A 26,071-nucleotide genomic window follows, 5' to 3' on the forward strand; every position below is an offset into this window, starting at 1 on the left:
GCCGCCGCCCCCACCGGGTACCCCCGAACAGGAGGCGACGACGGCGCGGGCCCGTCACGCCGGATTCGCGGCGTGCCCGGTCAGGTGCGGCTGGACCTTCTCGATCGTGATCGGCAGGTCACGCACCCGGACACCGGTGGCGTGGTGGACGGCGTTGCCGATCGCCGCCGCCACGCCGACGATGCCGATCTCACCGAGACCCTTGGCGCCGAACGGGTTGAGCTCCTCGTCCCGTTCGTCGAGCCAGTGCGCCTCGAGGTCGTGGATGTCGGCGTGCGCGGCGAAGTGGTACGAGGCGAGGTCGTGGTTGGCGAAGTCGCCGAAACGCCCGTCCATCTCCAGCTGTTCGTGCAACGCCATGGACACTCCCATGATCATGCCGCCGAGCAGCTGCGAACGGGCACCGCGGACGTTGATGATCCGCCCTCCGCCGAACACGCTGACCATCCGGTCGAGGCGCGTCTCCCCCGAGTCCACGTCGACGCGGACCCGGGCGAAGTGCGCGCCGAACACCTCCCGCGTCAAAGGCTTGAGCGCCAGGAACTCCTCGGTGGTGTCCGCGGTGACCTCCAGCCCCTCGCGAGGCGCCCCGCGGTCGAGTTCCGCCCGCAGTTGCTGACACGCCTTGACCACCGCCCAGCCCCACGACGCGGTCCCGAGGGAGCCGCCCGCGAGCGGCGCGACGGGGTAGTCGCTGCGACCGAGTTCGACGAGCACCCGGTCCGCGGTGACACCGAGCGCGTCCGCGGCGATCATCGTCAACGCCGTGCGGGCGCCGGTGCCGATGTCCACCGCGGCGATCCGGACGCGGTACCTGCCGTCCGGTTCCGCCGCGGCCGAGGCCTGGGACGGCAGGATGACCGTCGGGTAGCACCCGGCGGCCATGCCGAGGCCGACGAGCCAACGCCCTTCCCGCCGCCGTCCCGGTGCGGGATCGCGGTCGTGCCAGCCGATGCGGTCGGCGCCCTCCCGCATGCACGCCACCAGACCACGACTGCTGTACGGCCGGCCGTTGTCCGGGTCGACCTCCGGCTCGTTGAGGATCCTCAGCTCGACCGGATCCATGCCCAGCTCGTGCGCGAGTTCGTCCATCGCGGACTCCAGCGCGTACATGCCGGGCGCCTCCCCCGGCGCACGCACCCATCCCGCCAGCGGCACGTCCAGGCTGAGGAGGTGGTGACGCACGCTCAGATTCGGCACGGCGTAGGCGGTCTTGCTCACCGCCCCCGCGGGCAGGCCGGCGTGCACCAGCCTGGGGCGGTACTGCCGCACGTCGTGGTCGATCGCGAGAAGCCGGCCATCGCGGTCCGCACCGATCCGGAGCCGCTGCACCGTCCGCACGCGATGTGAAACCAGGGAGAACATCTGCTGCCTGGTCAGGGAGATCTTGACGGGCTTGCCGATCGCCCTGGCCACCAGCGCGGGCAACACGGTGTGCACCAAGGGGAAACCCTTCGACCCGAACCCTCCCCCCACGTGGTCCGCGATCACGTGCACCGACTCCACCGGGATGCCGAACAGCGGGCCGATGATCCGCGCGAAGGACGACGGGCTCTGGGTCGCCTCGTACAGCGTCAGATCGTCGTCGCCGTTCCACACGGCCGTGGTCGCGTGCGGTTCGATCGGGTTGGCGTGTTCGGCCGGGGTGGAGTAGGTGACGTCGACCTGCACGGGCGCGGCGGCCAGCGCTGCCGCCGCGTCACCCCGTTCCGTGCGGTTCGGCACCCCGCCGTGCAGGATCTCCTGAAAGACGAAGTCGGGGTCGTCGACGTCCATGACGACCTTGTGCTCGTGCTTCTCGTACTCGACGACGACCGCGGCGGCGGCCTCCCTGGCGGCCTCCAGCGTGGTCGCGACGACCGCGGCGACGACCTGGCCCCGGTGGATCACCTCGTCGTCCTGCAGGACGTTGAGGGTGACGTTCACCTCGACCAGCAGCGCGGGGTCTCCCACGTCGGGATTGGTCCTGGGCGCGTTGGTGTGGTCGAACACGGCCACCACACCGGGCACCGCGAGGGCGGCGGCCGAGTTCACGGAGAGGACGCGCCCCTTGGGGATCGTCGCCTGCACCGGCCAGACGTGGTGGATGTCGTCGAGCGGGATCTCGGCGCTGTACCTCGCCGCGCCGGTCACCTTGTCGACGCCCTCGATCCGTTCGTGGTCGGTGCCGATGAGCACCGGTTCGATCTGCTTCATGCGAGCTCCTCCGCCATCCCGAGCAACGTCGTCGTGATCAGGCTGACGGCCAGGCCGATCTTGAAGTCGTTCTGCGGCAACGGCTGGGCGTCCCGGAAGACCTCGGCACTCGCGCCGCGCACCAGGTCGCGGTCGAGCCGTTCACCCAGCAGCAGTTCCTCCGTCCGGAACGCTCGCCACGGCTGCGAGCCGATGCCACCGAGCGCGATGCGGACGTGGTCCACCACGCCGTCGGCGGTCAGCCTGAGCACCGCCGCGACGGACACCACGGCGAACGCGTAGGAAGCGCGGTCGCGCACCTTGCGGTAACGCGAGATCGTGCCGTCCGGCAACGCCGGGATCGTGACCCCGGTGACGAGATCACCGACCTGGAGCACGTTCTCCCGGTCCGGGGTGAAACCCGGCTTGCGGTAGAAGTCCTCCAGCGCGAACTCCGCTTCCGCGCCGTAGGCGAGGCGCACGTGGACCTTCGCGTCCAGCGCCGCCATCGCCACCGCCATGTCCGACGGATGGCTCGCGACGCACGCCGGTGAGGTGCCGACCACCGCCAGGTCGCGGTGCAGGCCGCCGATGGCGGCGCACCCGGTGCCCGGCTCCCGCTTGTTGCACGGCTTGCTGACGTCCTGGAAGTAGACGCACCTGGTGCGCTGCAGGAGGTTCCCGGCGGTGGTCGCGGCACCGCGCACCTGACCGGACGCACCGGCGAGGATCGCCTCGCTCAGCACCGGGAACCGCGCCCTGGTCACCTCGTCGCCGGCGAGCTCGCTGTTGCGCACCGTGGCGCCGACGAGCGTGCTGCCGTCCGGGCGGTGCTCGACGCGGTCGAGGCCCAGTCCGGTGATGTCGACGAGCGTGCCGGGCTTGAGCACACCCAGCTTCATCAGGTCGACGACGTTCGTACCGCCCGCCAGGACCATCGAGCCCGGCTCCCGGACGAGCACCGCGACGGCCTCACCGAGGTCCGTCGCCTTCACGTACCTGAACGGCCTCATGACTCGCCCTTCGCCACACGTTCGACCGCGGCGGCGATGCCGTGGTACGCCCCGCACCGGCACAGGTTTCCGCTCATCCGCTCGCGGATCTCGGCACCGTCCAGCTCACTCGCCGACCCGACACCCGCGGCGACGTCCGCCGTGACGTGACTCGGCCAGCCCCGGTTCGCCTCGTCGATCGCACCCACCGCCGAACAGATCTGTCCCGGAGTGCAGTAGCCGCACTGGAAACCGTCGAAGTCGAGGAACGCCCGCTGGAGCGGGTGCAGCCCCTCCTCCGTGGCGAGGCCCTCGATCGTGGTGATCTCGCGGTCCCCCACGGCGACCGCGAGCTGCAGGCAGCTGTTTGCCCGCCTGCCGTCGATCAGCACCGTGCAGGCACCGCACTGTCCGTGATCGCATCCCTTCTTCGTACCGGTCATGTGCAACGTCTCGCGCAACGCGTCGAGCAGCGTCGTGCGGTTGTCCAGCGTGAGCGAGCGGACAACGCCGTTGACGCAGAGCTTCATGTCTGTCGAGAAATGCTCGGGCGAATCCGCCACCGGCCACCTCTACATCCTGTTCACGGGTCCCGTCCGCCCATGCTCTGTCGTGGTCGGACGGGTCGCATCCGTGAGCTCACCAGCACGACACCGAGATCCACATCGGACGGACCACAACCCTTGCGAGCTCAGGACACGTGTCCGAGCCGCCGAGTGTCGCGCATCGGCGGGGCCCCGAACATCCGCTTGTACTCGCGGGTGAACTGGGAGGCGCTGCGGTACCCGACCCGGTGTCCCGCCGTGGTGGCGTCCGCCGTCCCCTCCAGGATCAGCCTGCGCGCTTCCCGCAACCGCAACTGCTTCTGGTACTGCAGCGGGCTCACCGCGGTGACGGCCTTGAAGTGCTCGTGGAACGAGGACACGCTCATGAGGGCGACCTTCGCGAGGTCCTCGACGCGCAACGGCTCGGCGTAGCGCTCCCGGATCCGCGCGATCGCGTCGCCGACGCGCGCGAGTCTGCCGGCGGGGTCCGCGATCTGCGTCAGCAGCGGGCGCTGCGGTCCGCGCAGGAGGCGGTACGCGATCTCCCGCACGATCGACGGCGCCAGCACAGCCACGTCCTGCGGATCGTCCATTGTGGCCAGAAGCCGCCGCAGCGGATCGGCGACGTCGCGACGCAGCGCACTCGACAGCACGGCCCAGTCCGCCCGCTCACCGTTCTCCGGCACCGGTAGGTCCAGCAGCAACTCGCGCACCACCAACGGGTCGAGCAGCAGCCGCATCCCGAGGAACGGCTCCGCCTCGGTGGCGTCGACGCGCACCCCGGTGACCGGGAGGTCGATCGACGTGACCGTGCAGGTGTGCGGCTCGAACCTGATCGTCCGCCGGCCCATCGTCGCGACCTTGCTCCCGGCCACGACGACGCACAGCACCGGCCTGTCGAGCAGCGGTTCCGGCTGGACTTCGCCGCTCTCGGCCATGCGGAACAACTCCAGCCCCTCGACCGGGGTGGGGGTGAACCCCTCCGGCAGGCAGGACCGCTCGATCAGCGCGCGCAGGTCGTCGGACATCAGCACCTCGAGGTGGTTCGGAGGAACGGGCAAGGACGGCGGAGGAACGGACTGGCAGCCTCCGCGACCACGCTCCTAGCCTCAGATCATGAACGCTTTTTCCCTTTCTACTAGGAAAATCCTCCGGTCGGCGACGCTCGTGGCCGCCACGGGCATCCTCGTCGCCGGCGTTCCCGCGACGGCGGCGCCGACCGGTTCCGCACCACGCGGGTCGAACGAGGACGCCGCCGTGCGGTTCGTCGAGGGCGCCTTCAACCGCGGCGACCTCGCCACGATCGACCGCCTGGTGCGCTTCGACTACGTCGAGCACGACCCGGCCAGGGCCACCGGACGGGCGGCGCTGCGCACGTGGGTCGCGGGCCTGAAAGCCGCCCATCCCCGGTCACGCACGACCATCAAGCGACTCATCGCCGAGAAGGACCTCGTCGCCGTGCACAGCCACCTAGTGCTGACACCGGGCACGCGCGGCAGAGCGGTGTTCGACGTCTATCGGTTCGACCGCGGCAGGATCGCCGAGCACTGGGGCGTCTCCCAGGAAGTCCCGGAGAACTCGGTCAACGGCAACGACATGTTCGGCACCGTCACGCGGCCTCAGCTGCCGGGCCCCGACCCGCGTGCCTCCGCGAGCACCACGCGGAGGGTGGTGACGGCCCAGTTCGCGGCGGCGACCGTCGCCCGTGACGTGACCGCGTTCGACCGCAACGTCGCCCCGGGCTACGTCCAGCACAACCCCGGCGTGGCCAACGGCCTGACCGCGCTCAAGGACTTCTTCCGGGAGCTCTACACGATCAACCCCGCGCTCTCCGGCACAGTCGCCAGGATCGTCGTCCAAGGGGACTACGCCGTGGTGCACAGCCACTTCCAACTGGATCCCCAAGGCCCAGGGGTGAACGTCATGGACGTCTTCCGGGTGCGCGGCGGCAAGATCGTCGAGCACTGGGACGTCCTGCAGCCGGTCTCCACGAACCCCGCCAACGACAACGGCGAGTTCTGAGCCGCAGCGCGGAAGGCCCGCACGTCGTTCTCGTGCGGGCCTTCCGGATCCAGCCGGGCGGCCCGGAGGCAGGGGCTTCGGGCTCGGCCGGCTCAGTGCGTCGGGACCTCTCCAGACCATGTCGGCGGTGACGGGCAACAGGTTTCATGGCGCCCAGGGTGGCCAGGACGGGGACCCGGCGACAATGATCGTCTCGGCATCGATCCATGCCTCAGAGGCATGAGTACGGTGTCACCGCGCTAGGACAACCCGGTCAGCTGGAACAACCGCGTTCCGCGCAGCACCAGGGCCGTTCCGTCGCCCTCGAGGTCGAAGTCGTTCGCGGCGAAGTTCAGGACCTCCTCCACCCGGCCCGCGGTGCTGACGCGGTGGAAGTCGAAGGCGGCCGCCAGGAAGTAGAGGGTGCCGTCGTCGAGAACGCCGACGCTCGTCGGTTCGTACTGGTTCGACACGACCGCCCTGCTGTGGCCGGTGCCGAGGTCGACCTCGGCGATCGACCCGCCGAGGTGCGCGACGAACGCCCGGCCGTCCCTGATCGTCACGTCCATCGCCATCCACCTCCCCAGCGCGATCGGCCGGACCGTCGTCCCGATCTGCCACAGCGTTTCGCCGCCGACCACGTAGGTCAGGCCGCCGTGGCGAGTGAGTCCCTGGAGGTTGCCCAGGCCGGACGCCAGCACCCGCGCCGCTCCGGTCCGCGGGTCGACGTGCTGCACCCGGCCGTTGTAGTCGGCCACGTACACACCGGTCGAGTCCGCGGCCACGCCCCGGAGATTGCCCAGGCCGGACGCCAGCGGTCGCTGAGCGCCCGTCGCGAGGTCAACGGCACGGAGCCGGCCGGTCTGGTAGGTCACGAAGGCGGTTCCCTCGAACTGGCCGATGCCGACCGCCTCGCCCAGCCCGCTCGCGATCTCCCGGCACACCGAAGGGGAGCACTGGGCAGAAGACGCCGCAGCCGGCGCCACAGGCACCATCACGACAACTGCGGCAACCGCCAACAACGAACGCAGCGAATTCAACAGGATCACCGACAACCCCATTCAACAGATCCTGCGCGTCGAACAGTGCTCACCGTTGTTTCGCACCGCCGCCAGGTCCGGTCACCGTATCGGCGGTGAGGGTGGTGCCACATCCGTGTGCTCACCAGCGTTCGGCAGGTACGCGAAGAGGCGAAACTCACGGCGGCTCCGCAGCGCGGCGCGTCCGTCCTCATTACCCTCAAGGCATGGAACCGTTGGAGACACGGGAGCTCGTCCACTTCCTCGCGGTGGCCGAGGAGCTCCACTTCGGCCGGGCCGCCGAGCGTCTCGGCATCGCTCAGCCCGCGCTGTCTCGGACGATCGCCAGGCTGGAACGGCGGATCGGCGTCAAGCTGTTCGAGCGCACCACCCGCCAGGTCACGCTGACCCCGGCGGGAGCGGTGTTCGTCGAACGCTCCCGCGAGGTCCTCGCCGCGCTCGACCGCGCGGTCGCCGGGGCGCGGGAAGCCGAACGCCGCCAGCCACTCGTCGTCGCCGTGCGCCCCGGCTCCGGCCCTGGCGTGCTCGCCGAACTGTTCAGGTCCTACGGCACCAGGCCGGATTCGTCACCCACAGAGGTGGTTTTCACCTACGACGAGGCGAAAACCGTGAAAGACGGCGAAGCCGATATCGCGTTGATGTGCCGCAATGCCGGTATCAATGACATGGATTCGCTCGACATCAGCCCCGAACACGCGGTCGCACTCCTCCCGGTCGCCCATCCGCTGGCCGGGCGGAACAGGGTGTTCACCAGTGAGCTCACCGCGCTCGACGCCTACGTGAGCGAACTCCCGACCGAATCCCTCGACGCGATCGTCGACCGGGTGGCGATGGGCCGGCTCGTCGTCGTGGTCGGCGAAAGCGTGCGCGACCGGCTCGGCCACGCGGTGGTCGCGGTACCGGTGGCCGACTTCCCCGTCACCATGCTGGCCCTGGCGTGGCAGCCCGGCCGGGTTCACCCCGGGTTGGAGGGCTTCCTCACCATGGCGCGCAACGGCAGCTGGACCATCAGGGTCGCGTAGCTCCCGAACCGGCCAGGCGCTCGACGTGATCAGCGCCGAGCTCTCCCGGACTGAGCAGCCGGTACTCCGCGGCGAGGTCCTCCGCGCACGTGCGGTAGGAGCTGTCACCAAGCACCTTCCGCACGGCGGCCGCGACGGCCCTGCCGGACGGGGTCGCCGTGCGGAGGTTGATCCCGGCACCGGAGCGCTCCACCCGGGACGCGACTTCGGGCTTGTCCTCCGTGGCACCGGCGACGACGAGGGGCACGCCCTGGGCCAGTGCCAGCTGCACACCGCCGAAGCCGCCGTTGGTCACCATCGCCGAAGTGATCGGCAGCAGCCTGTCGTAGGGCAGGAACGGTGCCACGAAGGCGTTGCCGGGCAACGGTCCGAGGTCGTGCCCACCGACGCTCGCCACCACGGAGACCTCGGTGCCGGCGAACGCCCGGATCGTGGGCAGCACGAGCTGCTCGAGGTCCGTGTCGGCGATGGTTCCCTGCGTGACGTGCACGATCGGCCGCCGTGCGCTCATCAGCCGGTCCCACCACGGTGGCAGGCCGGCCGACGGTGCCGAGTCGACCAGGGCGCCGACGAACTTGACCTGTTCCGGCATGTGCGCGCGGGGATGCTCCAGGCCCGCCACCCCGTTCTGCAGGTGCAGGTGCGGCGACACGGTCGCGAGCGCGCGTGCCTCCGGCGGCAGTCCGAGCCCGGCGAGCACGCGGTCGCGGTGATCCAGCACTGGCTTGAACACGACGTTGTCCAGCAGCCCGCGCACCAGCCGGTCGCGCACCCTGCCCACGAGGTCCCGGCGGTACTTCAGACCGGGACCGAACGGGGGCACGTCGGGCGCCGGCAGCATCATCGGCGAGACGCCGACGCTGACCGCGCGCGGTCCGCCGAGGTGCTCCACCACCACCGCTCCGACGTACGCGGTGTCGTGCAGCACCAGGTCGGCCCCGCGGCCGCCGAGGATCCGGCGGAGGTCGTCCACCTGCGACGGAACGGGATCCAGGAACACCGCGGTCATGTCGTAGCGCAGCTTCGCGACGCCTTTGAGCTTCCTGCGCTCGGGGAACAACTCGTCGACGTTGCGTCCCTGATGGTCGATGGACGGGTTCATCGCGACGAACTCGGCGCCGGTCGCGGTGATCCGGTCGGCGAACTGGCGGCCAGTGCACCACCGCACCCCGTGTCCCCGGGCGGTCAGCGCGCGGGCGATGGGCAGCAGCGGAACCACGTGCCCGGGAACGGGCATGGTCGCGAACAGCAGGTCGAGTCGCTTCACGACGGCACCCCGCCGAAGTCGAATCCGAAGTGGACGGTGCGCGCACGGCCTCGCCGACTTCCGGAATGGCGCGCAACGACAGCAACCCGAGCAGGGCCAGCGCGGCGTAGACGCCGTAGAAGAGCGTGAAGCCGCCCAACGCCAGGAAGAGCGGCGCGGTGAGGGGCACCAATGACTGCGGCAGCGTGACTGCCAGCCCGAGGATGGCGAGGTCCTTGCCCGCGGTCGCGGGATCGGGCAGGAGCCGCACGCACAGGGCGAAGTCGATCGCCAGGAACACCCCGATCCCGACCGACTGCACGGCGACGCCGACGAGCACCCAGTCGTAGGCGGGGGCCAGAGCGACGAACATGGACCCGAACGCGCACATGACCCCGGAGAGCGCGAGCACGGGCTTCTGCCGCCGGATCCGGTCCGTCAGGTAGCCGGCGGCGATGCCGACCACGACCTGGATGACGGTCGACATCAGCACGATCTGGGTGATCACCTCCGTCGACCGTTCGGGCGTGAAGTCGAACTTCTCCGCGAGGAACACGCCGCTGAGCGTGATCGTCGCGAGACTGCAGATGGTGAGGAACCGGAGCACCCAGGCCCACGCGAACGCGGGGTGCTCACGCGGGCTGACCCAGAAGGTGTCCACGATCCTCATCGGCCGCGGTCCTCCGGCGGCGGTGTCACGCACCAGGAACACGGCCAGAAGCCCTGCCACCGCAACGATCCCCGCGATGAGGTACCACTGGTCGGCCGACCCGGCGGGCAGCAGTCCCACCAGCGGGAGCCCGATGAGCGGACCGAGCAGCATCGGAAGGCTGCCGATCCCCGACACCCGTCCGTGCTTCGCCTGGTCCACCTGATCGGCGAACAGCGCGTCCGTGGCGACCGCCTGGAAGTTGCCCAGCCCCTGGACCAGGCTCCACAACAGCACGACCTGCCACACCTCGGTCGCCGACCCCAGGGCGACGAGTGCCAGCGAGGCGGAGAGAGCACCGAACAGCAACCACGTCCTGCGCTTGCCGAACCGGGTGTTCGTCCTGTCGGTGATGCGGCCGACGACGGGGTTGAGCACGAGCGCGACCGCGGCGCCGACACCGGTGACCACGCCGAGAGCCGCGGCCGGCGAGTCGGTCAGCTGATCGATGCGCAGCATCAGCAACAGCTGGATCGGCACGAGCTGTCCGACCGTCAGGCCGGTTCGAGAAACGATCAATCCCAACACGAACTTCATGTGACGGCTGTCCTGATCATCATTCGGGAGTTTCGAGAGGTGCTCGTCAGCGGAGCACGCGTGACCCCAGCGGGTTCGGGCGTCTCCGGGCGCCGGGGCTCTGCTGCAAGAGGAGCGCCCGGAGACGCGCCCAGGCTCGGCCGGACCTCGTGGCGGCCGCAAGGGCCTGTCGGTCTTCACTCCCCCGCAGTCACGATCTGGTACCCGTTTGGCCCCGCGACCGCGAGAGCGCTTCCTCACGACCTGGTGATGGTCCTCACTTCGCCAATATTCGATATACCGTGCTCTATTGATTAATCTGGAGTCGTCGGAATCGAACACGGCCCGGGAGGGCACCCATGGCAGTCCAGCTCAACCACACGATCGTCCTGACCGACGACCGGCACGCCACCGCGGACTTCATCACCGAGATCCTCGGGCTGGCCCCGGCGCGCAGCTTCGCCGACGAGTTCTTCCTGTTCAGCGAGGACGAGTTCGACCAGATCTTCGGGCGGCTCCAGGAGCGGGGCGTCCGGTGCTACGCCGACCACCTCAACCAGGTGCCCGGCGAGATCAACCACCTTCTCGCACTCAAGGCGAAGGGACAGCTGTCATGAAGGTCATCGTGATCGGGGCCGGTATCGGCGGCCTCACGCTCGCCCAGGCGTTGCGCCACAACGGGATCGACGTCTCGGTGCACGACCGCGACCCCCGCGCGGAGGCGACCGGCGGCTACCGGCTGCACATCGACGACATCGCGTCGGGCATCCTGCGCAAACACCTCCCGGCCGAGCCCTACCAGGCGCTGCTCGCCAGTTCGCCGAGCCGGTCCGCGCAGCGCGGCATCTCGTTCTCGGACCACAAGCTGCGCATCCTCGGCAACATCCAGTTCCCGCTGGAGGAGGAGATGCTGCTCGTCGGCCGAGTGCCGTTGCGGGTGCTGCTGACGTACGGCCTGGGCGACGCGATCCGTTGGGACAGCACGTATGTGCGCCACGAGACGCATGACGACGGCACGGTGACCGCGCACTTCGCGGACGGCTCCACCGATCACGGTGACCTGCTCGTCGGCGCGGACGGGTCGACGTCGCGGGTGGCGGAGGCACTCGCGGGCAGGCCGACCTCGACGCCGGTCGGCATCGGCGGCATCGCGGGGCGCACGCCGCTCACGCCGGAACTGCGCGCCCTGCTGCCGGAAGCGCTGGAAACGGGATCGGTGCTGGCCGTCGGCCCGGACGGCACGGGCGCGTTCATCACGTTGTTCGACAACGAAAGCGGGTCCGCCGCGGACCCGAAGCTCTCCGCCGGCGCGTTCGACGAACCGTCGGCCGTCTACTGGGGCGTGAACGTGCCGGTGGACCGGCTGCCCAACGCCCGCGAGATCGGCGTGGAGGCCGCTGTGCAGACCGCTCTCGACCTGCTGCGCACGTGGGCACCGGTGATGCGGACTGTGGTGGCCGGAGCCGACCTGAGCACCGTCGGAACGTTCCGCTATCACGCCGCGGATCCGGAGTCGCACCTCACGCCGTGGGCATCGGGCACCGTCACCGCGCTCGGCGACGCCGTGCACGCCATGCCGCCCACCGGAGGCCGGGCCGCGGCGACCGCGATCCGCGACGCCGAACTGCTGGCCACCCACCTCGCGGACGCGGCGAAGGGACTCACGACGATCCCGCTCGCCGTGCACGAGTACGAACGCGGCCTCGCCACCTACGCGGCCGAGGCCGTGCGCGTGTCGATGGTGCCGATCGTGTGGCAGAAGCGGCTGACCAACCCGTTGCTCGGCCTGGTGGCGCGGGCGGGCCTGGCGATCGCGGCACCGATCACCAACGCGTTGCACTGACGGAGCGCGGTCGGCGTTCCGCACGTCAGGTAACTTCTGGCTGGTGAACGACTCAGCGCCACGGCGGTCGTACCAGTCGCCCTTGCGCGAGGAACGTGCCGCCGAAACCCGCACCCGCATCGTCGCCGCCGCACGCGAACTCTTCGCCACCGAAGGGTTCGCCGCGACGACGGTGGCGATGATCGCCCAGCACGCCAAGGTCGCCAAGCCGACCGTCTACGCGACGTTCGGGACGAAGGCGGCGATCATCGGCGCGATGCTCGGGGAGTTGACCGCGCGGGCCGATCGAGAGGCCTGGTGGCGGCAGATCCAGGCCGAGCCGGAGCCGGTGGCCAAGTTCGGGCTGTACGCGACGTTCCTGCGGCGGCTCTACTCGAGTGGCCGGGACGTGTTCACGGCGGCGATCAACGCCTCGAGTGACCCGTCGGTCGTGGAGTTGCGGGAGCGGGGTGAGCAGGACTCGCGGGAGTCGCTCGGGCCGATCGTCGCGGCCATCGACGAGGCCGGGGCGTTGCGCGAGGGGCTCAGCAGGGAGAACGCCGTCGAGCGGGCCTGGATGCTGAGTGCGCTGGAGCTGTACTTCCGGGCGGCGCGGCTGGGGTGGTCCGACGACGAGTACGAGAGCTGGCTGGCCGAGAGCCTGGTCCGACAGCTGGTGCGCTGAGACGTCAGCGGCCGAGCAGGGCCTCGGTCAGCGCGGCCACCGCCGTCACGACCGACTTGCGGTGGTCGGCCTGCCGTTGTGCGGGGTCTTCGCCCAGCGGGTTGCGGATGCGCACCGCCGTCGTGTTCCAAGCGAGCGCGGCGGCCAGCGCGATCATCATGACGTCGGTGGCGGTGGTCAGGGAGACCCCGGTGCGCTCGGCGATCTCGGTCGCCTTCGAGACGTGCGCCTCGATCTCGGCCTCTGAGGGCTCGGGGAACTCAAGCATGCGCCACTGGCTGAGTCGTTGCAGGCCGGGGTCGGCGACCAGCGCGTCGAAGAGGGCGCCCGCGTAGCCCGGGAGGTCGTCGGCGGTGAGCGGCGCCTCGTCGGCCAGGACGCGCAGACGGTCGGCCATCACGGCGTCGAACAGGGCTTCCTTCGAGCCGAAGTAGGCGTAGATCGCCTGCTTGTTGGCCGAGGCCGCGGCGGCGATGCGGTCGACCCTGGCGCCGGCCAGGCCTACTTTGACGAACTCCTCGAAGCCTGCGTCGAGGAGTCTGGCGCGCGTGGCGGCGGAGTCGTAGGCCATGCCCCCGAGTCTAAACCAACTGGATGGTTGACATCTAGCGAGACGCGGTTCTACTGTCGTCGACAGATCCAACCAACTAGTTGAATTATTTGAGGGCGGTTGCTGAGATGAGTTCGAAGACCTGGTTCGTGACCGGTGCTTCCGCTGGTATCGGGCGGCTCGTGACCGAGCAGTTGCTGGCCTCCGGGCATCGGGTCGCGGCCACGGCGCGGCGGCCTGAGGCGTTGGCCGATCTCGTGGAGACCTACGGCGAGCGGCTGTGGATTGCGTCGTTGGACGTGACCGACACCGGCGCGGTGCGCGAGGTGGTCGAGCGGGTGTTCCGCGAGGTCGGGGACGTGGACGTGGTGTTCTCCAACGCCGGGCGCGGGTCGGTCGGCGGGGCGGAGGAGTTGAGCGACGCGGTCATCGACGAGCAGATCGCGTTGAACCTGACCGCGCCGATCCAGTTGTTGCGCGCGGTGCTCCCCCACTTCCGGGCGCGCGGTGGTGGGCGGTTCATCCAGACCTCGACCATGGGCGCGCACATCACCACGCCTGGCGCGAGCATGTACCACGCGTCCAAGTGGGGTGTTGAGGGCTTCCTGGAGTCGGTGATCCCCGAGGTGGCTCCGTTCGGCGTCGGCATCACGATGGTCGAGCCCGGGGTGGTGCGCACGTCGTTCGGTGCGAATCTGAGCGTTGCCGAGCCGATGCCTGAGTACGCGGACACCGTTGTCGGGCAGTTGCACCAGTTCCTCGCGTCCACCGACAGCGTCACGGCCGGCGCTCCCGGTGATCCCGTCAAGGTCGCCGCCGCGATCATCGCCTCGGCCGACGTCTCACCTGCGCCGCGACGGCTTGTGCTGGGTTCTGACGCGCACGACGCCATCCGCGCCGCGCTCACGAGTCGCCTCGCCGAGATCGACGCCACCAAGGACGCCGCTGCGGCGACCGACTTCTGATCGGAGAAAACTCTTATGTCACAAGTGATCGCGATTTTCGGTGCAGGGCGTGGCCTTGGTACCGCGCTGGCTCGCCGCTTCGCCAAGGAGGGTTACCGGGTCGCGCTGGTGGCCCGGCGCGCCGACAAGCTGGCCGCCCTGGTCGACGAGCTGGCTGCGGAAGGTGTCGAGGCTGCGGCGTTTCCGGCCGATCTGGCGGATCCCGCGAACGGACGTGCGGTCGTCGAGGCGATTCGGGCGCGGTTCGGTCGCATCGACTTCGTGTCGTACCAGCCGTTGCCCGGCGGGACGTCGTTCATCCCGGCCGCCCAGCTCGACAGCGCCGCCTTGGCGCCGCTCGCGAACCTATTTCTGCTGACGCCCGTGGAGATCGCGCACGCGGTCATCCCGGAGATGGTCGAGCGCGGCAGCGGAGGGTTCGTCGTCACCGGTGGGTTCACAGCGGCGGATCCGCAGCCGTTCATCAGCGGCATCGGGCCCGCTATGGCCGGCATTCGCAACTACGTGCACTCGCTGCACGGCGAGGTCGCGGAGGCCGGTGTGTACGCGGGTGTCGCCACGCTGGCCGCGTTGATCAAGGGCAGCGAGTCGTACACCGCGATGACGCCCGAGCAGCTCGCCGAGATCACCGGTGGCACCACCGGGCTGCACGTCATCGACCCCGACGAGCTCGCGGACACCTACTGGCGGCTGTTCACCGACCGCGACCGCGTCGAGTACCGCTTTCCCGCCTGAATTCGTGAGAAGAGAAGAGTCATGACCGACCTCACCGGCAAGACCGCCGTCGTCACCGGGTCCGCCCGGGGCATCGGCAAGGCCATCGCGTTGCGCTACGCCGACCTCGGCGCCAACGTCGTCATCAACTACTCGGCCAACTCCGCCAACGCCGACGCGGCCGTGCGGGAGGCGGGCGAGCGCGCGATCGCCGTGCGCGCGGACGTCTCCCGGGCGTCCGATGTGGACCGTCTCTTCGCCGAGACGCTGGATCGCTTCGGTTCTGTCGACATCGTCGTCGCCAACGCCGGTCTGGAGCTGCTCGGCGTGCCGATCGTCGACCTCGCCGACGACCAGATCGACCGGATGATCGACGTCAACGCCAAGGGCGCGCTGCTGACCATGCAACGAGGTGCCCGCCACGTGAACGACGGCGGGCGCATCATCTACATCTCCTCCACCGCCGTCGCAGGTCCCTATCCCGGGGCCGGTCTCTACACCGCCACCAAGGTCGCCGGCATCCACTTCGCCAAGGTCCTCGCCAGGGAGACGGCCGGGCGCGGCGTCGCGGTCAACAGCATCGCGCCGGGTCCGATCGACGACGCCGGGGTGTTCCTCGACTCCATCCCCGCGGACTCCCCGTTCCGCGGCGTGCAGGCCCAGGGCCGGATCGGCGACCGCCTCGGCACGCCCGCCGACGTCGCCGACGCGGCCGAGTACCTCGCGGGCGACCTCGCCGAGTGGGTCAGCGGGACCACCATCGACATCACCGGCGGCCTGCCGCAGTGACGTTCCCCGAGCAATTTCGTCTTTGCCCAAAACGACACTGATTCCGGCTATCACAGGGCTTTCCAGGCCGACAAGAGATCTTCCACTGACCGGAAATGCAAGTCATTGTTTCCGGACAACAATTCTCTCCTTGACTGACGTGCAAAGATGCTCACGAAAACGTCGGATTAATCTCCGAACTCCGGGGCTGAAACACGCCCTGGATCGGGCATATTTTCCACGTCACTTGGAGAATTGACATGATTCGCAGGCACCGAATCACCCGTCTCCTGGCCGCCGCGTGCGTGCTGGCGGCGGCCGCCGGGTGCGCCCTGTCTGGAGAGCAACCACCTCCCGTCGAGGCGCCACCCCAGGTCGAGAAGGCCCGGGTCAAGGTGGGGGTGCTGCCGGTCGTCGACGTCGCGCCGCTGCACATCGCGATCAAGAACGGCTACTTCGAGAAAGAGGGTCTGGAAGTCGAGACCGTCACCGTCCAGGGCGGTGCCGCCGCCATTCCCAGCCTGATCCAGGGCGGTCTCGACATCACCTTCGGCAACTGGGTCTCGTTCATCGGCACGGAGTCCAAAGGGGACGCGAAAGCCGTCGGCGGCATCAAGCTGATCAACGACGGCTACCAGGCGAAACCGGGAATGTTCCTGATCCTCGTCAAGGGCAACGGCACCATCAAGACGATGCAGGACCTGATCGGCAAGAGGATCGCGATCAACACGCTCAACAACATTTCCGAACTGACCACGAAAGCCGTCCTGGAGGCGCACAACATCGACCCGAAGCGAGTCACGCTCCTCGCCATGCCGATGCCCGACATGGAGGCGGCGATCGAACGCAACTCCGTCGACGCCGGCTTCATGAGCGAGCCGTTCATCTCCAAGGCCCAGCGCAACTCCGGCCAGCTCGCCATCCTCGACGCCGCCTCGGGCCCCACCGACGGCATCCCGATCGCGGGCTACGGCACGACCGGCGACTTCGCGCGGCAGTACCCGAACACGGTGGCGGCGTTCCAACGCGCCATGGCCAAGGGCCAGCGCGACGCCTCGGACCGCGCCACCGTGCAAGCCCTGCTGCCGGACTACGCGGGCGTGGACCGGGACACCGCACGGCTGGTGCACCTCGGCGAGTTCCCGACCTCGCTCGACGCCAAGCGGCTGCAGCGGGTGGCCACCCTCATGCAGACGTACGGGTTGCTGCAGGCCGATCTCGACGTGGCGCCGATGCTGGTGCGCAACGACAACAAGTGACTACGCGCCCGCGCCGCCGTCCACCGGCACGATCGCGCCGTTGACCATCGACGCGCGGTCGCTCAGCAGCCACGCCGCCACCTCCGCGACCTCGCGCGGTTCCGCCATCCGACCGGCCGGGCTCGACGAGGTGATCATCGCAACCACGCCGGGGGTGGCGGCCTCCCACTGGTCGATCATCGCCGTCGCGGTGCCGCCCGGGGTGATGCCGTTGACCCGGATTCCCGAGCCGCCCCACGTGACGGCGGCGGATTCGGTGAGACTGTTCAGGGCCCGTTTCATGGCGCCGTAGGCCGGGAGGACCGGGTTGGCTCGGCGGCTGCCGATGCTGGAGGTGTTGACGATCGCGCCTCCTCCCGAGCGGCGCATGAGGGCGGCTTCGGCGGTCATGGCGGTCCAGTGGCCGCGGAAGTTGACGGCGAACTGCTCGTCGATCTCGTCGTCGGTGGTGGTGTCGAGCGGGCCGGGCTGCTGGACGACGGCACCGTTGTTGAAGGCGCCGTCGAGACGTCCATGCAGCGCCTCCACCTCGGCGACGGCCGCGCGCACGCTGGAGCGGTTGGCCAGGTCCATCGTGATCGCGTCCGCGACACCGCCTTCGGCCCTGATCTCAGTGACTACCTGGGCCAACGCGTCGGTGCTGCGGGCGGCCAGTACTACGGAGGCGCCTTCCTGGGCGAAGAGCCGCGCGGCCGCCTCGCCGATGCCCCTGCTCGCGCCGGTGACCAGCACGACCTTGCCGTGGAGAAGTCCAGAAGTGTTCATGTGGACCAGCGTCGGCCCAGCCGAGAACCTGAGGCAGGCACAGGCTGTACCAGGCTGAGCGACGCTGGGGCACGCATACTCGGGGTATGGACAAGCAGCAGCTCGGAGCGTTTCTGCGCAGCCGTCGTGAACGACTCCTGCCGCAGGACGTGGGGCTGACGGCGGGGCCTCGGCGGCGCACGAAAGGGTTGCGGCGCGAGGAGGTGGCCGTCCTGGCGCACATCTCCACGGAGTACTACGTCCGCCTTGAGCAAGGCCGGGCGCCGCGGCCGTCGGCGGAGGTGCTGGCCGGGATCGCGAACGCCCTCAGGCTCACCGACGCCGAGTCCGAGCACCTGCACGTGCTCGCGGGCACGGCGCCCAGCCGCACCGCGCACCACCGGCGGGACGTCCGGCCGAGCATCATCGCCCTGTTGGAACGGCTGCCGCAGACCGCCGGGTTCGTCACGTCCGCCATCTTCGAGGTGTTGGCGTGCAACGACCTCGCGGCCGCGTTGATGGAGGACTTCCGCGAACTGCCGCCCCGGCAACGCAATCTCGCGCGGCGGGCGTTCCTCGGTCCGGCGTCGTTGTACGGGGTCTCGGACGTCACAGAGTTCCGTCATCACGTCGTGATGGAGCTGCGAGCCACGCTCGCGCGCTACCCGCACGACCCCGAGGTGTCCGGTCTGGTCGAGGAGCTGAAGGCCAGCGAGGACTTCGCCCGGCTGTGGGAACAGCACGACGTGCGGGGCGAGACCATGCTCACCAAGACGTTCCGGCACCCGCTCGTCGGGGAGATCACGGTCGACTGCGACTCGCTCGCGCTGACCGACAGCGACCAGCACCTGGTGCTCTACAGCGCACCAGCCGGGTCGCGTGACGCCGAGGCGCTCGCGTTGCTGAGCGTGGTGGGAACACAGGGTTTCGACGCCACCGAGAGGCGTCCGGGCACACTTCGGTGATCGCGGGTTCATGAGACGGGGCCGGTCACCAGAGGCCGTGTCAAGATCGTTTCGTCTCCTGCTCCAGCAGTCCCGAGAGGACGCTCATGGCCTCGTCGCCCGCCGCTGTTTTCGCGCGTCTCAGCGACAAGCGCACACCCGTCGCAGGACCGGTTCTGCTGAAGACGGCCGTCGTGCTCGGCGGGAGCGTGGCGGGACTGCTCGCGGCGCGCGTGCTCGCCGACCACGCCGACGAGGTCGTCGTCCTCGAACGCGACGATCCCGGCACGAGCACGGAGCCGCGGCCCGGTGTGCCGCAGGGCGCGCAGGCGCACGTGCTGCTGCCGGCGGGGCTCAGGCAGCTCGAGCGGTTCTTCCCCGGATTCGCGCAGGAAGGTGTCGGGGCGGGCGGACGACTCGCCCCGGCGTCGCACCGCCACACGTTCGCCGACGGTGTGCTCAAGGTGCCCGGCCGTGCGGACGCCGTGATGCTGTGCGGCAGCAGGCCGTTCCTGGAGGCGTTGATCCGCAGGCGGACGCTGGCGCTGCCGAACGTCCGCGCGCTCACCGCACGCGCCACCGGTCTGGAGTTCACCGGCGAGGCCGTCACCGGGGTCCGGTACGAGAGCGAGGCAACGAAATCGGTGCTGGCGGCCGACTTCGTGGTCGACGCGATGGGCCGGGCGAGCCGTCTCGGTGACTGGCTCGACCAGGCCGGGTGGGAGAAGCCCGCACTGACCCGCGTCGAGATCGATCTCAACTACGCCACCGCCATCGCGCGCCGCACGCCCGGCCAGCCGAGCATCGAGGTCGGCCTGTCGACCTACTCCCCCGGCGCCACCACCGACGGCGTCGCGGCCGGGGCGTTCTGCTCGATCGAGGACGACCGCTGGATGGTCCTGCTGTCCGGCTACGTCGGCGACAAGCCCGGCCGCACCGCCGAGGACCTGGTGCAGCTCTGCAAGTCGACCATGCCCGACGACTTCGGTGCCATCGTCACCGACGAGATCGTCAGCCTCGCCACCTACCACCTCGCGGACGCCCGGCGCCGCCACTTCCACGACCTCGAGCGCGTCCCGGCCCGGCTGGTGGCCCTCGGCGACTCGGTGGCGTCGATGAACCCGATCTACGCGCAGGGCATGACGAGCGCCGCGCTCCAGGCGTCCGCGTTGTCGGAGTTCCTGCGAGCGCAACCCGACCTCAACGTGCCCGCCCGCGAGTTCTTCGCGCTGCAGAAGGTCGTCGTGGACGCACCTTGGGACGTCGCCACTGGCGCGGACCTCAGCCTGCCGCACGTGCGGGGCCCGCGACCGTCCGGGTACAAGGTGAAGAGCTGGGCCAGCAAGCAGGTCGTGGCGGCCTCGGTGCGGGACTCCGAGATCAACCGCCGGTTCGAGAGCGTGATCTTCCTGCTGGACCACCCTTCGATCCTGGCGACGCCGGGCACGCTGCTGCGCTCGTTGCGCGTGAACAGGCGGGCCCGGCGCGGCTGAACGAACGTCAGCACTTCACCCAGTGGTTCGGCGCGGTCTGCCGGAGCGTGCTGTTGGTGTAGATGTTCCAGAGCCCCAAGGCCTGGTTGGAGCCGAGCGCGTAGGTCTGGCCCAGCGTCACGTAGGCCCGCCCGGCAACGGTGTGGGCGTAGTTGCTGGCCGTGACGCACCCCGAAGGCGGGGTCGTAGTCGTGGTGGTCGTCGGCGGTGGGCCACCGTTGCTCAACGCCTTGACCATGTTCATCACGGCCGTCATCTGCGGCCCGGACTTGAGCGCGTAGCTGGACGACTGGTAGCCCCACCAGTCCCAGCACCCGCGCGGGTTCGCGGTGGACGTGGTCGCCTGCGGGTAGAGCACGATCATGCCGTTGGTGTCGGCGTACTCGTTGAGATAAGCCTTGTCCATCAACGCGTTGCCGATCTGGCCGTACGTCTGCTGACATCCGTGCAGGGTGACCATCAGCTTGCACGGACCGGTCTCGCACGCCTTGGGCACGTACGCGAACCCCTCACGCCCCATGGTGATCGACGACGCGGAACCGCCGGGCGCGTGGGTGTTCTGGTCGAACTGCACGAGCTTGCCGGTCAACGTCGACGCGGCGGGGTTCACCGAGCCGAAGAGCTGGCCCAGCATCTCGCGCACGACGTCGGCCGAGCACTTGTTGACGTACGGCGAAGCCGTTGTGCCACAGGCGTTCGGGCCGATGGGGCTGATCCACGCGTGCCCGGCCGCGGTCGTGTTGTTGTAGACGACGCGGGAACCGAAGTCGCGGTAGTAGGTGGCCAGGTCGTTGTTCACGGCGGCGTCGACGGTGTCGTCCGCGGTGCCGTGGAAGAGCCACACCGGGTCGCCGGACAGGTTCTGCGGCGGGTCGACCGTGCCCGTCGCCGCCCGGTCACGGGTCAGCTGTTCGAGCTGGGCCGGCGTCTTGCGGGCTTGGAACGTGTCCATGCACGCGAGCAGCGCGGTGTTCACGTTGTTCTGCGCGCAGTCGTAGGCGCCGGCGGAGAAGATCCCGGCGCCCTGGAAGACGCTGGAGTAGGCGACGTGCAGCTGGTTCGCCATGTATCCGCCGGACGAGATCCCGCTGACGTAGGTGCCGGTGATGTCGTACTTGGTGAGCGTCCCGGCCTGGGGTGGCGGGACCGCCGCGAGCGAGATCGACAGGGTTGCCGCGGTCAGGCCGATCGCCCCGGCCAGGACCGCGAGCGCGTTCCTCAATCGCATGTGTTCGCCTCCGTCATTGCAGGCAGGACCTGCAGATTAAGAGCCGGTAACTGGACCGCACCACGTGTCCGGTCCCCACCTCGCAGGAAGATCAGGCGTGGACCGCCACCATTGACTAGCTTCGACGCATGCGGAGATTCAGCCAGGTCGACGTGTTCACCGACGAGTTCACCAAGGGCAACGCGCTCGCGGTCGTGCACGACGCGGAGGGCCTGTCCACGGAGGAGATGGCGGCGTTCGCGAACTGGACGAACCTCGCCGAGACGACGTTCCTGCTGCCACCGCGGGACCCCGCCGCCGACTACCGGGTGCGGATCTTCACGATCAGCCGCGAGCTGCCGTTCGCGGGCCATCCGACGCTCGGGTCGGCCCGCGCGTGGCTCGACGCCGGGAACACCCCGCGCGACCCGGGCCGCCTGGTGCAGGAGTGCGGGGCCGGGCTCGTCGAGGTGCGCCGCGACGGCGAACGGCTGGCGTTCGCCGCGCCGCCGCTCCTGCGCAACGACCCCGTGGAGAACCTCCAAGGACTCGCCGACGCGCTCGCGATCACGCCGGACGAGATCGTGGAGGCGCGCTGGGCCGACAACGGGCCGGGCTGGGTCGCGGTGCTGCTGCACTCCGCCGAGGCCGTGCTGGCGCTCAAGCCTGACTACACCCGGTTCGGTGAATTCACCGACATCGGCGTCGTCGGCCCGCACGAGGACGGCGGGGACGCGGCGTTCGAGGTGCGGGCGTTCGTCGACGAGGACGGCACGTTCGGGGAGGACCCGGTGACGGGCAGCCTCAACGCCTCGATCGCGCAGTGGCTGATCCCCGCGGAAATCGCCCAGCGGCAGTACGTCGCGGCCCAGGGCACGGTGCTCGGACGGCGCGGGCGGGTCCACCTGTCGCTGGTCGACGGGCAGGTCTGGGTGGGCGGCGACACTGTGGTCGGGATCACCGGAAAGGTGGCCCTGCAACCAGTCCGTTGAGGACTGCTACCCACTCCTGAGCAGGTTCAAACGTTGTTCTTGATCGGGTTCGGATGAAACACTCGGGTCGTGGTCACGGTCTCCGACTGGCTGCGTTCTCCGTGCCCCGCGCTCGTGGTCGACACCGCAGGTGCCGTGCACAGCATGAACGACGCAGCCACGTCCTTGCTCCAGAACGAGGTCTTGCCGTCCGAGTGGCGGCACGGCGAGTCCGTGCACGTCGCGGAACGCAGCTACGCCGCTCATCGGGTCGACAACGAGGACGGCTCGGTCACCTGGTGGCTGCTCGACCAGACCGACCTGCTGCTGGAACGCGACCGGGCCGCGCTGCTGACCAGGATGTCCAGCGCCCTGATGACCTCGCTCAACCCCGAACGCTGCATGACCGTCGTGGCCGAGATGGCCGCCGCGCACCTCGCGGGCGAGGCCCTGGTCATCGCGCCGCAGTCGAGCTCCGGCCACCCCGTCACGCGCTGCCGTCGCGGTGAGGCGCCGACGTACGAGCTGCAGGAGGTCGACGTCGAGGAGGTCGTCGGGCTCAGCGAGGCGTTGCGCGGCTTCCCGCCGGTGCCGTCGCGGTGGATCGACCCGGCCGCGGCGCCGGAGTGGCTCGCGCGCGACGGGATGTCGATCGTCGTGACGCCGCTGCCCGGTCACGGCGTGCCGGCCGGCGCGTTGATCCTCATCCGGCGGGACAAGGCGTTCAGCGACGACGAGGAGGCGTTCGCGCGGCTCTTCGCGTCCAGGGCGGGCGTGGCGATCTCGGCGGCGAGCCTGTTCACCCAGCAGGCCGTGATCACCGAACGGCTGACCCGCGACCTGCTGCCGCCGGTGCTGCGCCGCTACGCGCACGTCGACCTGGCCGGGCGCTACCGGGCCGCCGCGGACACCGAACGCGTCGGCGGCGACTTCTACGACGTGCACGAGCTGCCGGACGACCGGCTGTTCGTGGTGCTCGGCGACGTCTGCGGCAAGGGCCTCGACGCGGCCGCGCAGACCGGCAAGGTCCGCACGGCCGTGCACGCGCTGCTCCAGGTCGAGACGGATCACGACAGGTTGCTCGCCGCCCTGAACCAGGCGCTGCTGACGACCGACGAGTCCCGTTTCATCACCACGGTCGTGGGCACCGTGAGTCCTGTGGAGGCCGGTTTGCACGTGCGGCTGACGTCGGGCGGGCACCTGCCGCCGTTGATCGTGCGGTCCGACGGCACGGTGGAGGCGGCCGCGACCAGGGGCACGCTCGTGGGCATTCTGCCGCAGATCGTGACGGCGACGGACGAGGTCGTGCTCGCGCCCGGCGACTCGTGCCTGCTCTACACCGACGGCATCACCGAGGCGCACGGCGGCCCGCTGGGCGACGAGGAGTTCGGCGAGGACCGCCTGCGCCGCGCCCTCACCGCGTGCGGCGGGATGCCGGCCGAGGCTCTGGTCGAACACGTGCACATGCTCGCCGCGCAGTGGGTCGGCGGCGGTGAGCACGACGACATGGCGGTCCTGGCGATCACCGCGCCGCGCAGGAGGTCCTAGTGGAGTCCGTCGATCTGCTGTGGGAGGCGGTTCTCGACGGTGACGAGCACCGCGCGACCGACGTCGTGCTGGCCGCCGCCGAAGACCACGGCCACGAGGTCGTGCTGCTCGACGTGATCGGTGGCGTGCAGCACCGGGTCGGCAGCGAGTGGGCAGCGAACCGGATCAGCGTCGCGCAGGAACACGCCATCACCGCGATCAACGACCGCGCGGTCACCGCGTTGTCGATCAACCGCCCCCGCCTCGAGCCGGTGCACGGCCGCGTCACGGTGGCGTGCGTGGACGGCGAGTGGCACGCGCTGCCCGCGCGCCTGCTGGCGGAAGTGCTGACGCTGCGCGGTTTCGCCGTCGACTACCTCGGCGCGCAGGTGCCTGCCTCGCACCTCATCACGTACCTGCACCGCACCGGACCGGACGTGGTCGCGCTGTCGAGCTCGATCGCGACGCGCCTGCCCACCGCGCACGCCACGATGACGGCGTGCCAGGCGGCGGGTGTGCCGGTGATGGTCGGCGGCGCGGCGTTCGGACCCGACGGCGCGCACGCCCGGCGGTTCGGCGCGAACGCGTGGGCGGCCGACGCTCGTTCGGCCGCGGACATGTTGCTGTCCCAGGAGCTGCCGCCGCCGGGCCGGCCGCACCAGCCGGTGGACGACCTCCCCCACCTCGCCGACCAGGAGTACACGTTCGTCACCCGCGGCGCCCGCGACCTCGTGCGGTCGGTCTACCGCGGACTGGAGGAACGGGTGCCCGCGATGCGGTCCTACAGCGACGAACAGCGTCAGCACACCGCACAGGACCTCGCGCACATCGTGGAGTTCCTTGGTACCGCGCTGTACGTGGACGATGACTCCCTGTTCGGTGCGTTCCTCTCCTGGACCGGTGACGTGCTCGACGCCCGAGGCGTGCCGAACCGCGTCCTGGAGCCCACATTGGACCTTCTGGGCGTACAGCTTCGCGACTTCCCGCGAGCACAGCGAATGCTCCGTTCGCGAGTTGGCGCAGACGCACAGTAGTCCTGTGTGGACGGACGCGCCGAGTGTCCGCCCGATCGCCCTTCGTGTTAGTGGAATCCTTTACTGCCAACGGACTTGTGCCACATAGATCGGAAATGTTTTCATCTCGCCCATGGAGATGGGCACATACACGCCGTTGGCGGCCTACGCGGTCGCCGTACTCGGTTCCATCCTCGGACTGCTGTCCACGGAACGTGCCCGTCACGCAACGCGCACGACCCGCAACTGGTGGATCGGCGTCGCCGCCGTGTCGATCGGCGGTCTCGGCATCTGGGGCATGCACTTCACCGCGATGCTCGGCACGTGGATGGGTGCGAACGTCTCCTACGACATCCCGATCACGTTGCTGAGCATGGTCGTCGCCATCGTCGTGGTGGCCGCGGGCCTGTTCCTGGTGCGCCGCTACGGCGTCGACGGTGACACCCGCTTCTGGCCGCTGGCCGCCGGCGGCCTCGTCACCGGCCTCGGTGTGGCCGCGATGCACTACACCGGCATGGCCGCGATCGTGATCAACGCTGACGTCTCCTACAACGTGGGGCTCGTGGCGCTCTCCGTGGTCATCGCCGTCGTCGCCTCGACCGTGGCCCTCTGGTTCACCCGCAAGGTGAGCGGCTTCGTGGCCGTCGTGGGCGCCGCCCTGGTCATGGGCGTGGCCGTCACCGGCATGCACTACACCGGCATGTACGCGATGAACATGGCGCACGACCACAGCGCGTCCGTCGTCGTCGGCAACTCCGAAGAGCTCATCACCTCGCTGATCATCGGCGGCGCCGGTGTCAGCGTGCTCATCATCTTCCTGCTGGCCCTCACCTCCGCGGACGAGGACCGCGAGGAGGCCGAGCTGCTCGACCGCGTGATGCGCCGCACCAGCCAGGGCTGAGCGCTAGCGCAGGTGCACCAGCACCATGCCGTCGTTGCCCGGGGCGACCTCGACCCGCTTGTAGAGCTTCTTCACGTGCGGCTGCTTGAGCATCGCGAGGACGCGGGTCCGCAGCGTGCCGGAACCCTTGCCCGTGATGATCTCGACCACCGGCACCTTCTGCCCGGCCGCGCGGAACAACGCCGTGCGGACCGCCTGGGCGATGTCCTGGTCGCTGCGGAAGATCGGGTGCAGGTCCACGGTCAGCTTGTCGGTCACACCG

General features: G+C 69.7%; 25 protein-coding genes and 1 pseudogene. 15 read left to right on the forward strand and 11 right to left on the reverse strand.

The window, feature by feature from the left end; all coding sequences use genetic code 11:
* Positions 1-54 precede the first annotated feature (54 nt).
* The 4 genes from ACFWNN_RS40630 to ACFWNN_RS40645 form a co-directional block, all read right to left on the reverse strand.
* Positions 55-2,196: a xanthine dehydrogenase family protein molybdopterin-binding subunit gene (locus ACFWNN_RS40630; protein ID WP_382445306.1), complete on the reverse strand. Its 2,142-nt coding sequence runs from the start codon at positions 2,194-2,196 to the stop codon at positions 55-57.
* Positions 2,193-3,188, reverse strand: coding sequence for an FAD binding domain-containing protein (locus ACFWNN_RS40635; RefSeq protein WP_382445307.1), 996 nt, complete (start codon positions 3,186-3,188; stop codon positions 2,193-2,195). Before ACFWNN_RS40635 ends, ACFWNN_RS40630 begins: the two co-directional genes overlap by 4 nt.
* Positions 3,185-3,697: a 2Fe-2S iron-sulfur cluster-binding protein gene (locus ACFWNN_RS40640; protein ID WP_382445308.1), complete on the reverse strand. Its 513-nt coding sequence runs from the start codon at positions 3,695-3,697 to the stop codon at positions 3,185-3,187. The genes ACFWNN_RS40635 and ACFWNN_RS40640 overlap by 4 nt, the downstream gene beginning before the upstream one ends.
* A 161-nt stretch (positions 3,698-3,858) precedes the next feature.
* Positions 3,859-4,740, reverse strand: a complete 882-nt coding sequence (locus ACFWNN_RS40645; protein ID WP_382445309.1) for an AraC family transcriptional regulator N-terminal domain-containing protein — start codon at positions 4,738-4,740, stop codon at positions 3,859-3,861.
* Positions 4,741-4,828: 88 nt separating this feature from the next.
* On the opposite strand from ACFWNN_RS40645, the gene ACFWNN_RS40650 reads away from it, so the two are divergent.
* Positions 4,829-5,734, forward strand: a complete 906-nt coding sequence (locus tag ACFWNN_RS40650; RefSeq protein ID WP_382445310.1) for a nuclear transport factor 2 family protein — start codon at positions 4,829-4,831, stop codon at positions 5,732-5,734.
* Between the two features lie 239 nt (positions 5,735-5,973).
* On the opposite strand, the gene ACFWNN_RS40655 is transcribed toward ACFWNN_RS40650, so the two are convergent.
* On the reverse strand, positions 5,974-6,711 hold the full coding sequence (locus tag ACFWNN_RS40655) for a hypothetical protein (protein ID WP_382445311.1): 738 nt from the start codon (positions 6,709-6,711) through the stop codon (positions 5,974-5,976).
* 248 nt (positions 6,712-6,959) lie between these two features.
* On the opposite strand from ACFWNN_RS40655, the gene ACFWNN_RS40660 reads away from it, so the two are divergent.
* The gene (locus ACFWNN_RS40660) at positions 6,960-7,775 is read left to right on the forward strand and encodes a LysR family transcriptional regulator (RefSeq protein WP_382445312.1); all 816 of its coding nucleotides are present in this window, start codon (positions 6,960-6,962) and stop codon (positions 7,773-7,775) included.
* Here ACFWNN_RS40660 and ACFWNN_RS40665 read toward each other — a convergent pair.
* Positions 7,762-9,042 (reverse strand): glycosyltransferase, encoded by a 1,281-nt coding sequence (locus ACFWNN_RS40665; protein ID WP_382445313.1) that lies wholly within the window; start codon positions 9,040-9,042, stop codon positions 7,762-7,764. The genes ACFWNN_RS40660 and ACFWNN_RS40665 overlap by 14 nt on opposite strands.
* A gap of 91 nt (positions 9,043-9,133) precedes the next feature.
* A pseudogene (locus ACFWNN_RS40670) lies at positions 9,134-10,267 on the reverse strand (MFS transporter); the annotation flags it as partial.
* 338 nt (positions 10,268-10,605) lie between these two features.
* Between ACFWNN_RS40670 and ACFWNN_RS40675 the strand changes: the two are divergent.
* From ACFWNN_RS40675 to ACFWNN_RS40685, 3 genes are read left to right on the forward strand one after another with little or no spacing between them, the layout of a single operon-like run.
* Positions 10,606-10,863 (forward strand): hypothetical protein, encoded by a 258-nt coding sequence (locus tag ACFWNN_RS40675; protein WP_382445314.1) that lies wholly within the window; start codon positions 10,606-10,608, stop codon positions 10,861-10,863.
* Positions 10,860-12,089 (forward strand): FAD-dependent oxidoreductase, encoded by a 1,230-nt coding sequence (locus tag ACFWNN_RS40680; RefSeq protein ID WP_382445315.1) that lies wholly within the window; start codon positions 10,860-10,862, stop codon positions 12,087-12,089. The genes ACFWNN_RS40675 and ACFWNN_RS40680 overlap by 4 nt, the downstream gene beginning before the upstream one ends.
* Positions 12,090-12,132: 43 nt before the next feature.
* On the forward strand, positions 12,133-12,753 hold the full coding sequence (locus ACFWNN_RS40685; protein ID WP_382445316.1) for a TetR/AcrR family transcriptional regulator: 621 nt from the start codon (positions 12,133-12,135) through the stop codon (positions 12,751-12,753).
* 4 nt (positions 12,754-12,757) lie between these two features.
* On the opposite strand, the gene ACFWNN_RS40690 is transcribed toward ACFWNN_RS40685, so the two are convergent.
* Positions 12,758-13,324 (reverse strand): TetR family transcriptional regulator, encoded by a 567-nt coding sequence (locus tag ACFWNN_RS40690; protein WP_382445317.1) that lies wholly within the window; start codon positions 13,322-13,324, stop codon positions 12,758-12,760.
* 107 nt (positions 13,325-13,431) lie between these two features.
* Between ACFWNN_RS40690 and ACFWNN_RS40695 the strand changes: the two genes are divergently transcribed.
* The 4 genes from ACFWNN_RS40695 (at position 13,432) to ACFWNN_RS40710 (ending at position 17,009) form a co-directional block, all read left to right on the forward strand.
* Positions 13,432-14,268: an SDR family oxidoreductase gene (locus ACFWNN_RS40695; protein ID WP_382445318.1), complete on the forward strand. Its 837-nt coding sequence runs from the start codon at positions 13,432-13,434 to the stop codon at positions 14,266-14,268.
* 15 nt (positions 14,269-14,283) lie between these two features.
* A complete protein-coding gene (locus ACFWNN_RS40700; RefSeq protein ID WP_382445319.1) occupies positions 14,284-15,003 on the forward strand; it encodes an SDR family NAD(P)-dependent oxidoreductase in 720 nt (239 codons plus the stop codon).
* A 21-nt stretch (positions 15,004-15,024) separates the two neighbouring features.
* Positions 15,025-15,771, forward strand: a complete 747-nt coding sequence (locus ACFWNN_RS40705; RefSeq protein ID WP_382445320.1) for an SDR family oxidoreductase — start codon at positions 15,025-15,027, stop codon at positions 15,769-15,771.
* Positions 15,772-16,010: 239 nt separating this feature from the next.
* Positions 16,011-17,009, forward strand: coding sequence for an ABC transporter substrate-binding protein (locus ACFWNN_RS40710; protein ID WP_382445321.1), 999 nt, complete (start codon positions 16,011-16,013; stop codon positions 17,007-17,009).
* Here ACFWNN_RS40710 and ACFWNN_RS40715 read toward each other — a convergent pair whose 3' ends face one another.
* A complete protein-coding gene (locus ACFWNN_RS40715) occupies positions 17,010-17,774 on the reverse strand; it encodes an SDR family NAD(P)-dependent oxidoreductase (protein ID WP_382445322.1) in 765 nt (254 codons plus the stop codon).
* 86 nt (positions 17,775-17,860) lie between these two features.
* Here ACFWNN_RS40715 and ACFWNN_RS40720 point away from each other — a divergent pair, with 86 nt between their 5' ends.
* Positions 17,861-18,718: a helix-turn-helix transcriptional regulator gene (locus ACFWNN_RS40720; RefSeq protein WP_382445323.1), complete on the forward strand. Its 858-nt coding sequence runs from the start codon at positions 17,861-17,863 to the stop codon at positions 18,716-18,718.
* 86 nt (positions 18,719-18,804) lie between these two features.
* Positions 18,805-20,190 (forward strand): FAD-dependent oxidoreductase, encoded by a 1,386-nt coding sequence (locus tag ACFWNN_RS40725; protein ID WP_382445324.1) that lies wholly within the window; start codon positions 18,805-18,807, stop codon positions 20,188-20,190.
* A 7-nt stretch (positions 20,191-20,197) separates the two neighbouring features.
* Here ACFWNN_RS40725 and ACFWNN_RS40730 read toward each other — a convergent pair whose 3' ends face one another.
* Positions 20,198-21,418 carry a PHB depolymerase family esterase gene (locus ACFWNN_RS40730; RefSeq protein WP_382445325.1) on the reverse strand — a complete coding sequence of 407 codons (1,221 nt, stop codon included), beginning with the start codon at positions 21,416-21,418 and terminating at the stop codon, positions 20,198-20,200.
* A 128-nt stretch (positions 21,419-21,546) separates the two neighbouring features.
* Here ACFWNN_RS40730 and ACFWNN_RS40735 point away from each other — a divergent pair, with 128 nt between their 5' ends.
* From ACFWNN_RS40735 to ACFWNN_RS40750, 4 genes are all read left to right on the forward strand, one after another.
* Positions 21,547-22,389 (forward strand): PhzF family phenazine biosynthesis protein, encoded by an 843-nt coding sequence (locus tag ACFWNN_RS40735; RefSeq protein ID WP_382445326.1) that lies wholly within the window; start codon positions 21,547-21,549, stop codon positions 22,387-22,389.
* Positions 22,390-22,533: 144 nt separating this feature from the next.
* The gene (locus ACFWNN_RS40740; protein WP_382445327.1) at positions 22,534-23,916 is read left to right on the forward strand and encodes a PP2C family protein-serine/threonine phosphatase; all 1,383 of its coding nucleotides are present in this window, start codon (positions 22,534-22,536) and stop codon (positions 23,914-23,916) included.
* Positions 23,916-24,929, forward strand: coding sequence for a B12-binding domain-containing protein (locus tag ACFWNN_RS40745; protein WP_382445328.1), 1,014 nt, complete (start codon positions 23,916-23,918; stop codon positions 24,927-24,929). Before ACFWNN_RS40740 ends, ACFWNN_RS40745 begins: the two co-directional genes overlap by 1 nt.
* Positions 24,930-25,041: 112 nt before the next feature.
* The gene (locus tag ACFWNN_RS40750; protein WP_382445329.1) at positions 25,042-25,809 is read left to right on the forward strand and encodes an MHYT domain-containing protein; all 768 of its coding nucleotides are present in this window, start codon (positions 25,042-25,044) and stop codon (positions 25,807-25,809) included.
* A gap of 3 nt (positions 25,810-25,812) precedes the next feature.
* Here the strand turns inward: ACFWNN_RS40750 and ACFWNN_RS40755 are convergent, their stop codons facing one another.
* Positions 25,813-26,067 (reverse strand): Smr/MutS family protein, encoded by a 255-nt coding sequence (locus tag ACFWNN_RS40755; protein WP_382445330.1) that lies wholly within the window; start codon positions 26,065-26,067, stop codon positions 25,813-25,815.
* Positions 26,068-26,071 lie beyond the last annotated feature (4 nt).

Source organism: Lentzea sp. NPDC058450 (assembly GCF_042721395.1).
GTDB lineage: Bacteria > Actinomycetota > Actinomycetes > Mycobacteriales > Pseudonocardiaceae > Lentzea.

Bases quoted from the DNA above. Each gene is read 5' to 3' on its own strand.
- ACFWNN_RS40640 (WP_382445308.1), bottom strand. From the start codon at position 3,697: ATGAAGCTCTGCGTCAACGGCGTTGTCCGCTCGCTCACGCTGGACAAC.
- ACFWNN_RS40660 (WP_382445312.1), top strand. From the start codon at position 6,960: ATGGAACCGTTGGAGACACGGGAGCTCGTCCACTTCCTCGCGGTGGCC.
- ACFWNN_RS40720 (WP_382445323.1), top strand. From the start codon at position 17,861: ATGGACAAGCAGCAGCTCGGAGCGTTTCTGCGCAGCCGTCGTGAACGA.
- ACFWNN_RS40690 (WP_382445317.1), bottom strand. From the start codon at position 13,324: ATGGCCTACGACTCCGCCGCCACGCGCGCCAGACTCCTCGACGCAGGC.
- ACFWNN_RS40715 (WP_382445322.1), bottom strand. From the start codon at position 17,774: ATGAACACTTCTGGACTTCTCCACGGCAAGGTCGTGCTGGTCACCGGC.
- ACFWNN_RS40730 (WP_382445325.1), bottom strand. From the start codon at position 21,418: ATGCGATTGAGGAACGCGCTCGCGGTCCTGGCCGGGGCGATCGGCCTG.
- ACFWNN_RS40650 (WP_382445310.1), top strand. From the start codon at position 4,829: ATGAACGCTTTTTCCCTTTCTACTAGGAAAATCCTCCGGTCGGCGACG.
- ACFWNN_RS40675 (WP_382445314.1), top strand. From the start codon at position 10,606: ATGGCAGTCCAGCTCAACCACACGATCGTCCTGACCGACGACCGGCAC.
- ACFWNN_RS40680 (WP_382445315.1), top strand. From the start codon at position 10,860: ATGAAGGTCATCGTGATCGGGGCCGGTATCGGCGGCCTCACGCTCGCC.
- ACFWNN_RS40645 (WP_382445309.1), bottom strand. From the start codon at position 4,740: ATGTCCGACGACCTGCGCGCGCTGATCGAGCGGTCCTGCCTGCCGGAG.
- ACFWNN_RS40740 (WP_382445327.1), top strand. From the start codon at position 22,534: ATGAACGACGCAGCCACGTCCTTGCTCCAGAACGAGGTCTTGCCGTCC.
- ACFWNN_RS40705 (WP_382445320.1), top strand. From the start codon at position 15,025: ATGACCGACCTCACCGGCAAGACCGCCGTCGTCACCGGGTCCGCCCGG.
- ACFWNN_RS40635 (WP_382445307.1), bottom strand. From the start codon at position 3,188: ATGAGGCCGTTCAGGTACGTGAAGGCGACGGACCTCGGTGAGGCCGTC.
- ACFWNN_RS40630 (WP_382445306.1), bottom strand. From the start codon at position 2,196: ATGAAGCAGATCGAACCGGTGCTCATCGGCACCGACCACGAACGGATC.
- ACFWNN_RS40750 (WP_382445329.1), top strand. From the start codon at position 25,042: ATGGAGATGGGCACATACACGCCGTTGGCGGCCTACGCGGTCGCCGTA.
- ACFWNN_RS40710 (WP_382445321.1), top strand. From the start codon at position 16,011: ATGATTCGCAGGCACCGAATCACCCGTCTCCTGGCCGCCGCGTGCGTG.
- ACFWNN_RS40725 (WP_382445324.1), top strand. From the start codon at position 18,805: ATGGCCTCGTCGCCCGCCGCTGTTTTCGCGCGTCTCAGCGACAAGCGC.
- ACFWNN_RS40700 (WP_382445319.1), top strand. From the start codon at position 14,284: ATGTCACAAGTGATCGCGATTTTCGGTGCAGGGCGTGGCCTTGGTACC.
- ACFWNN_RS40695 (WP_382445318.1), top strand. From the start codon at position 13,432: ATGAGTTCGAAGACCTGGTTCGTGACCGGTGCTTCCGCTGGTATCGGG.
- ACFWNN_RS40735 (WP_382445326.1), top strand. From the start codon at position 21,547: ATGCGGAGATTCAGCCAGGTCGACGTGTTCACCGACGAGTTCACCAAG.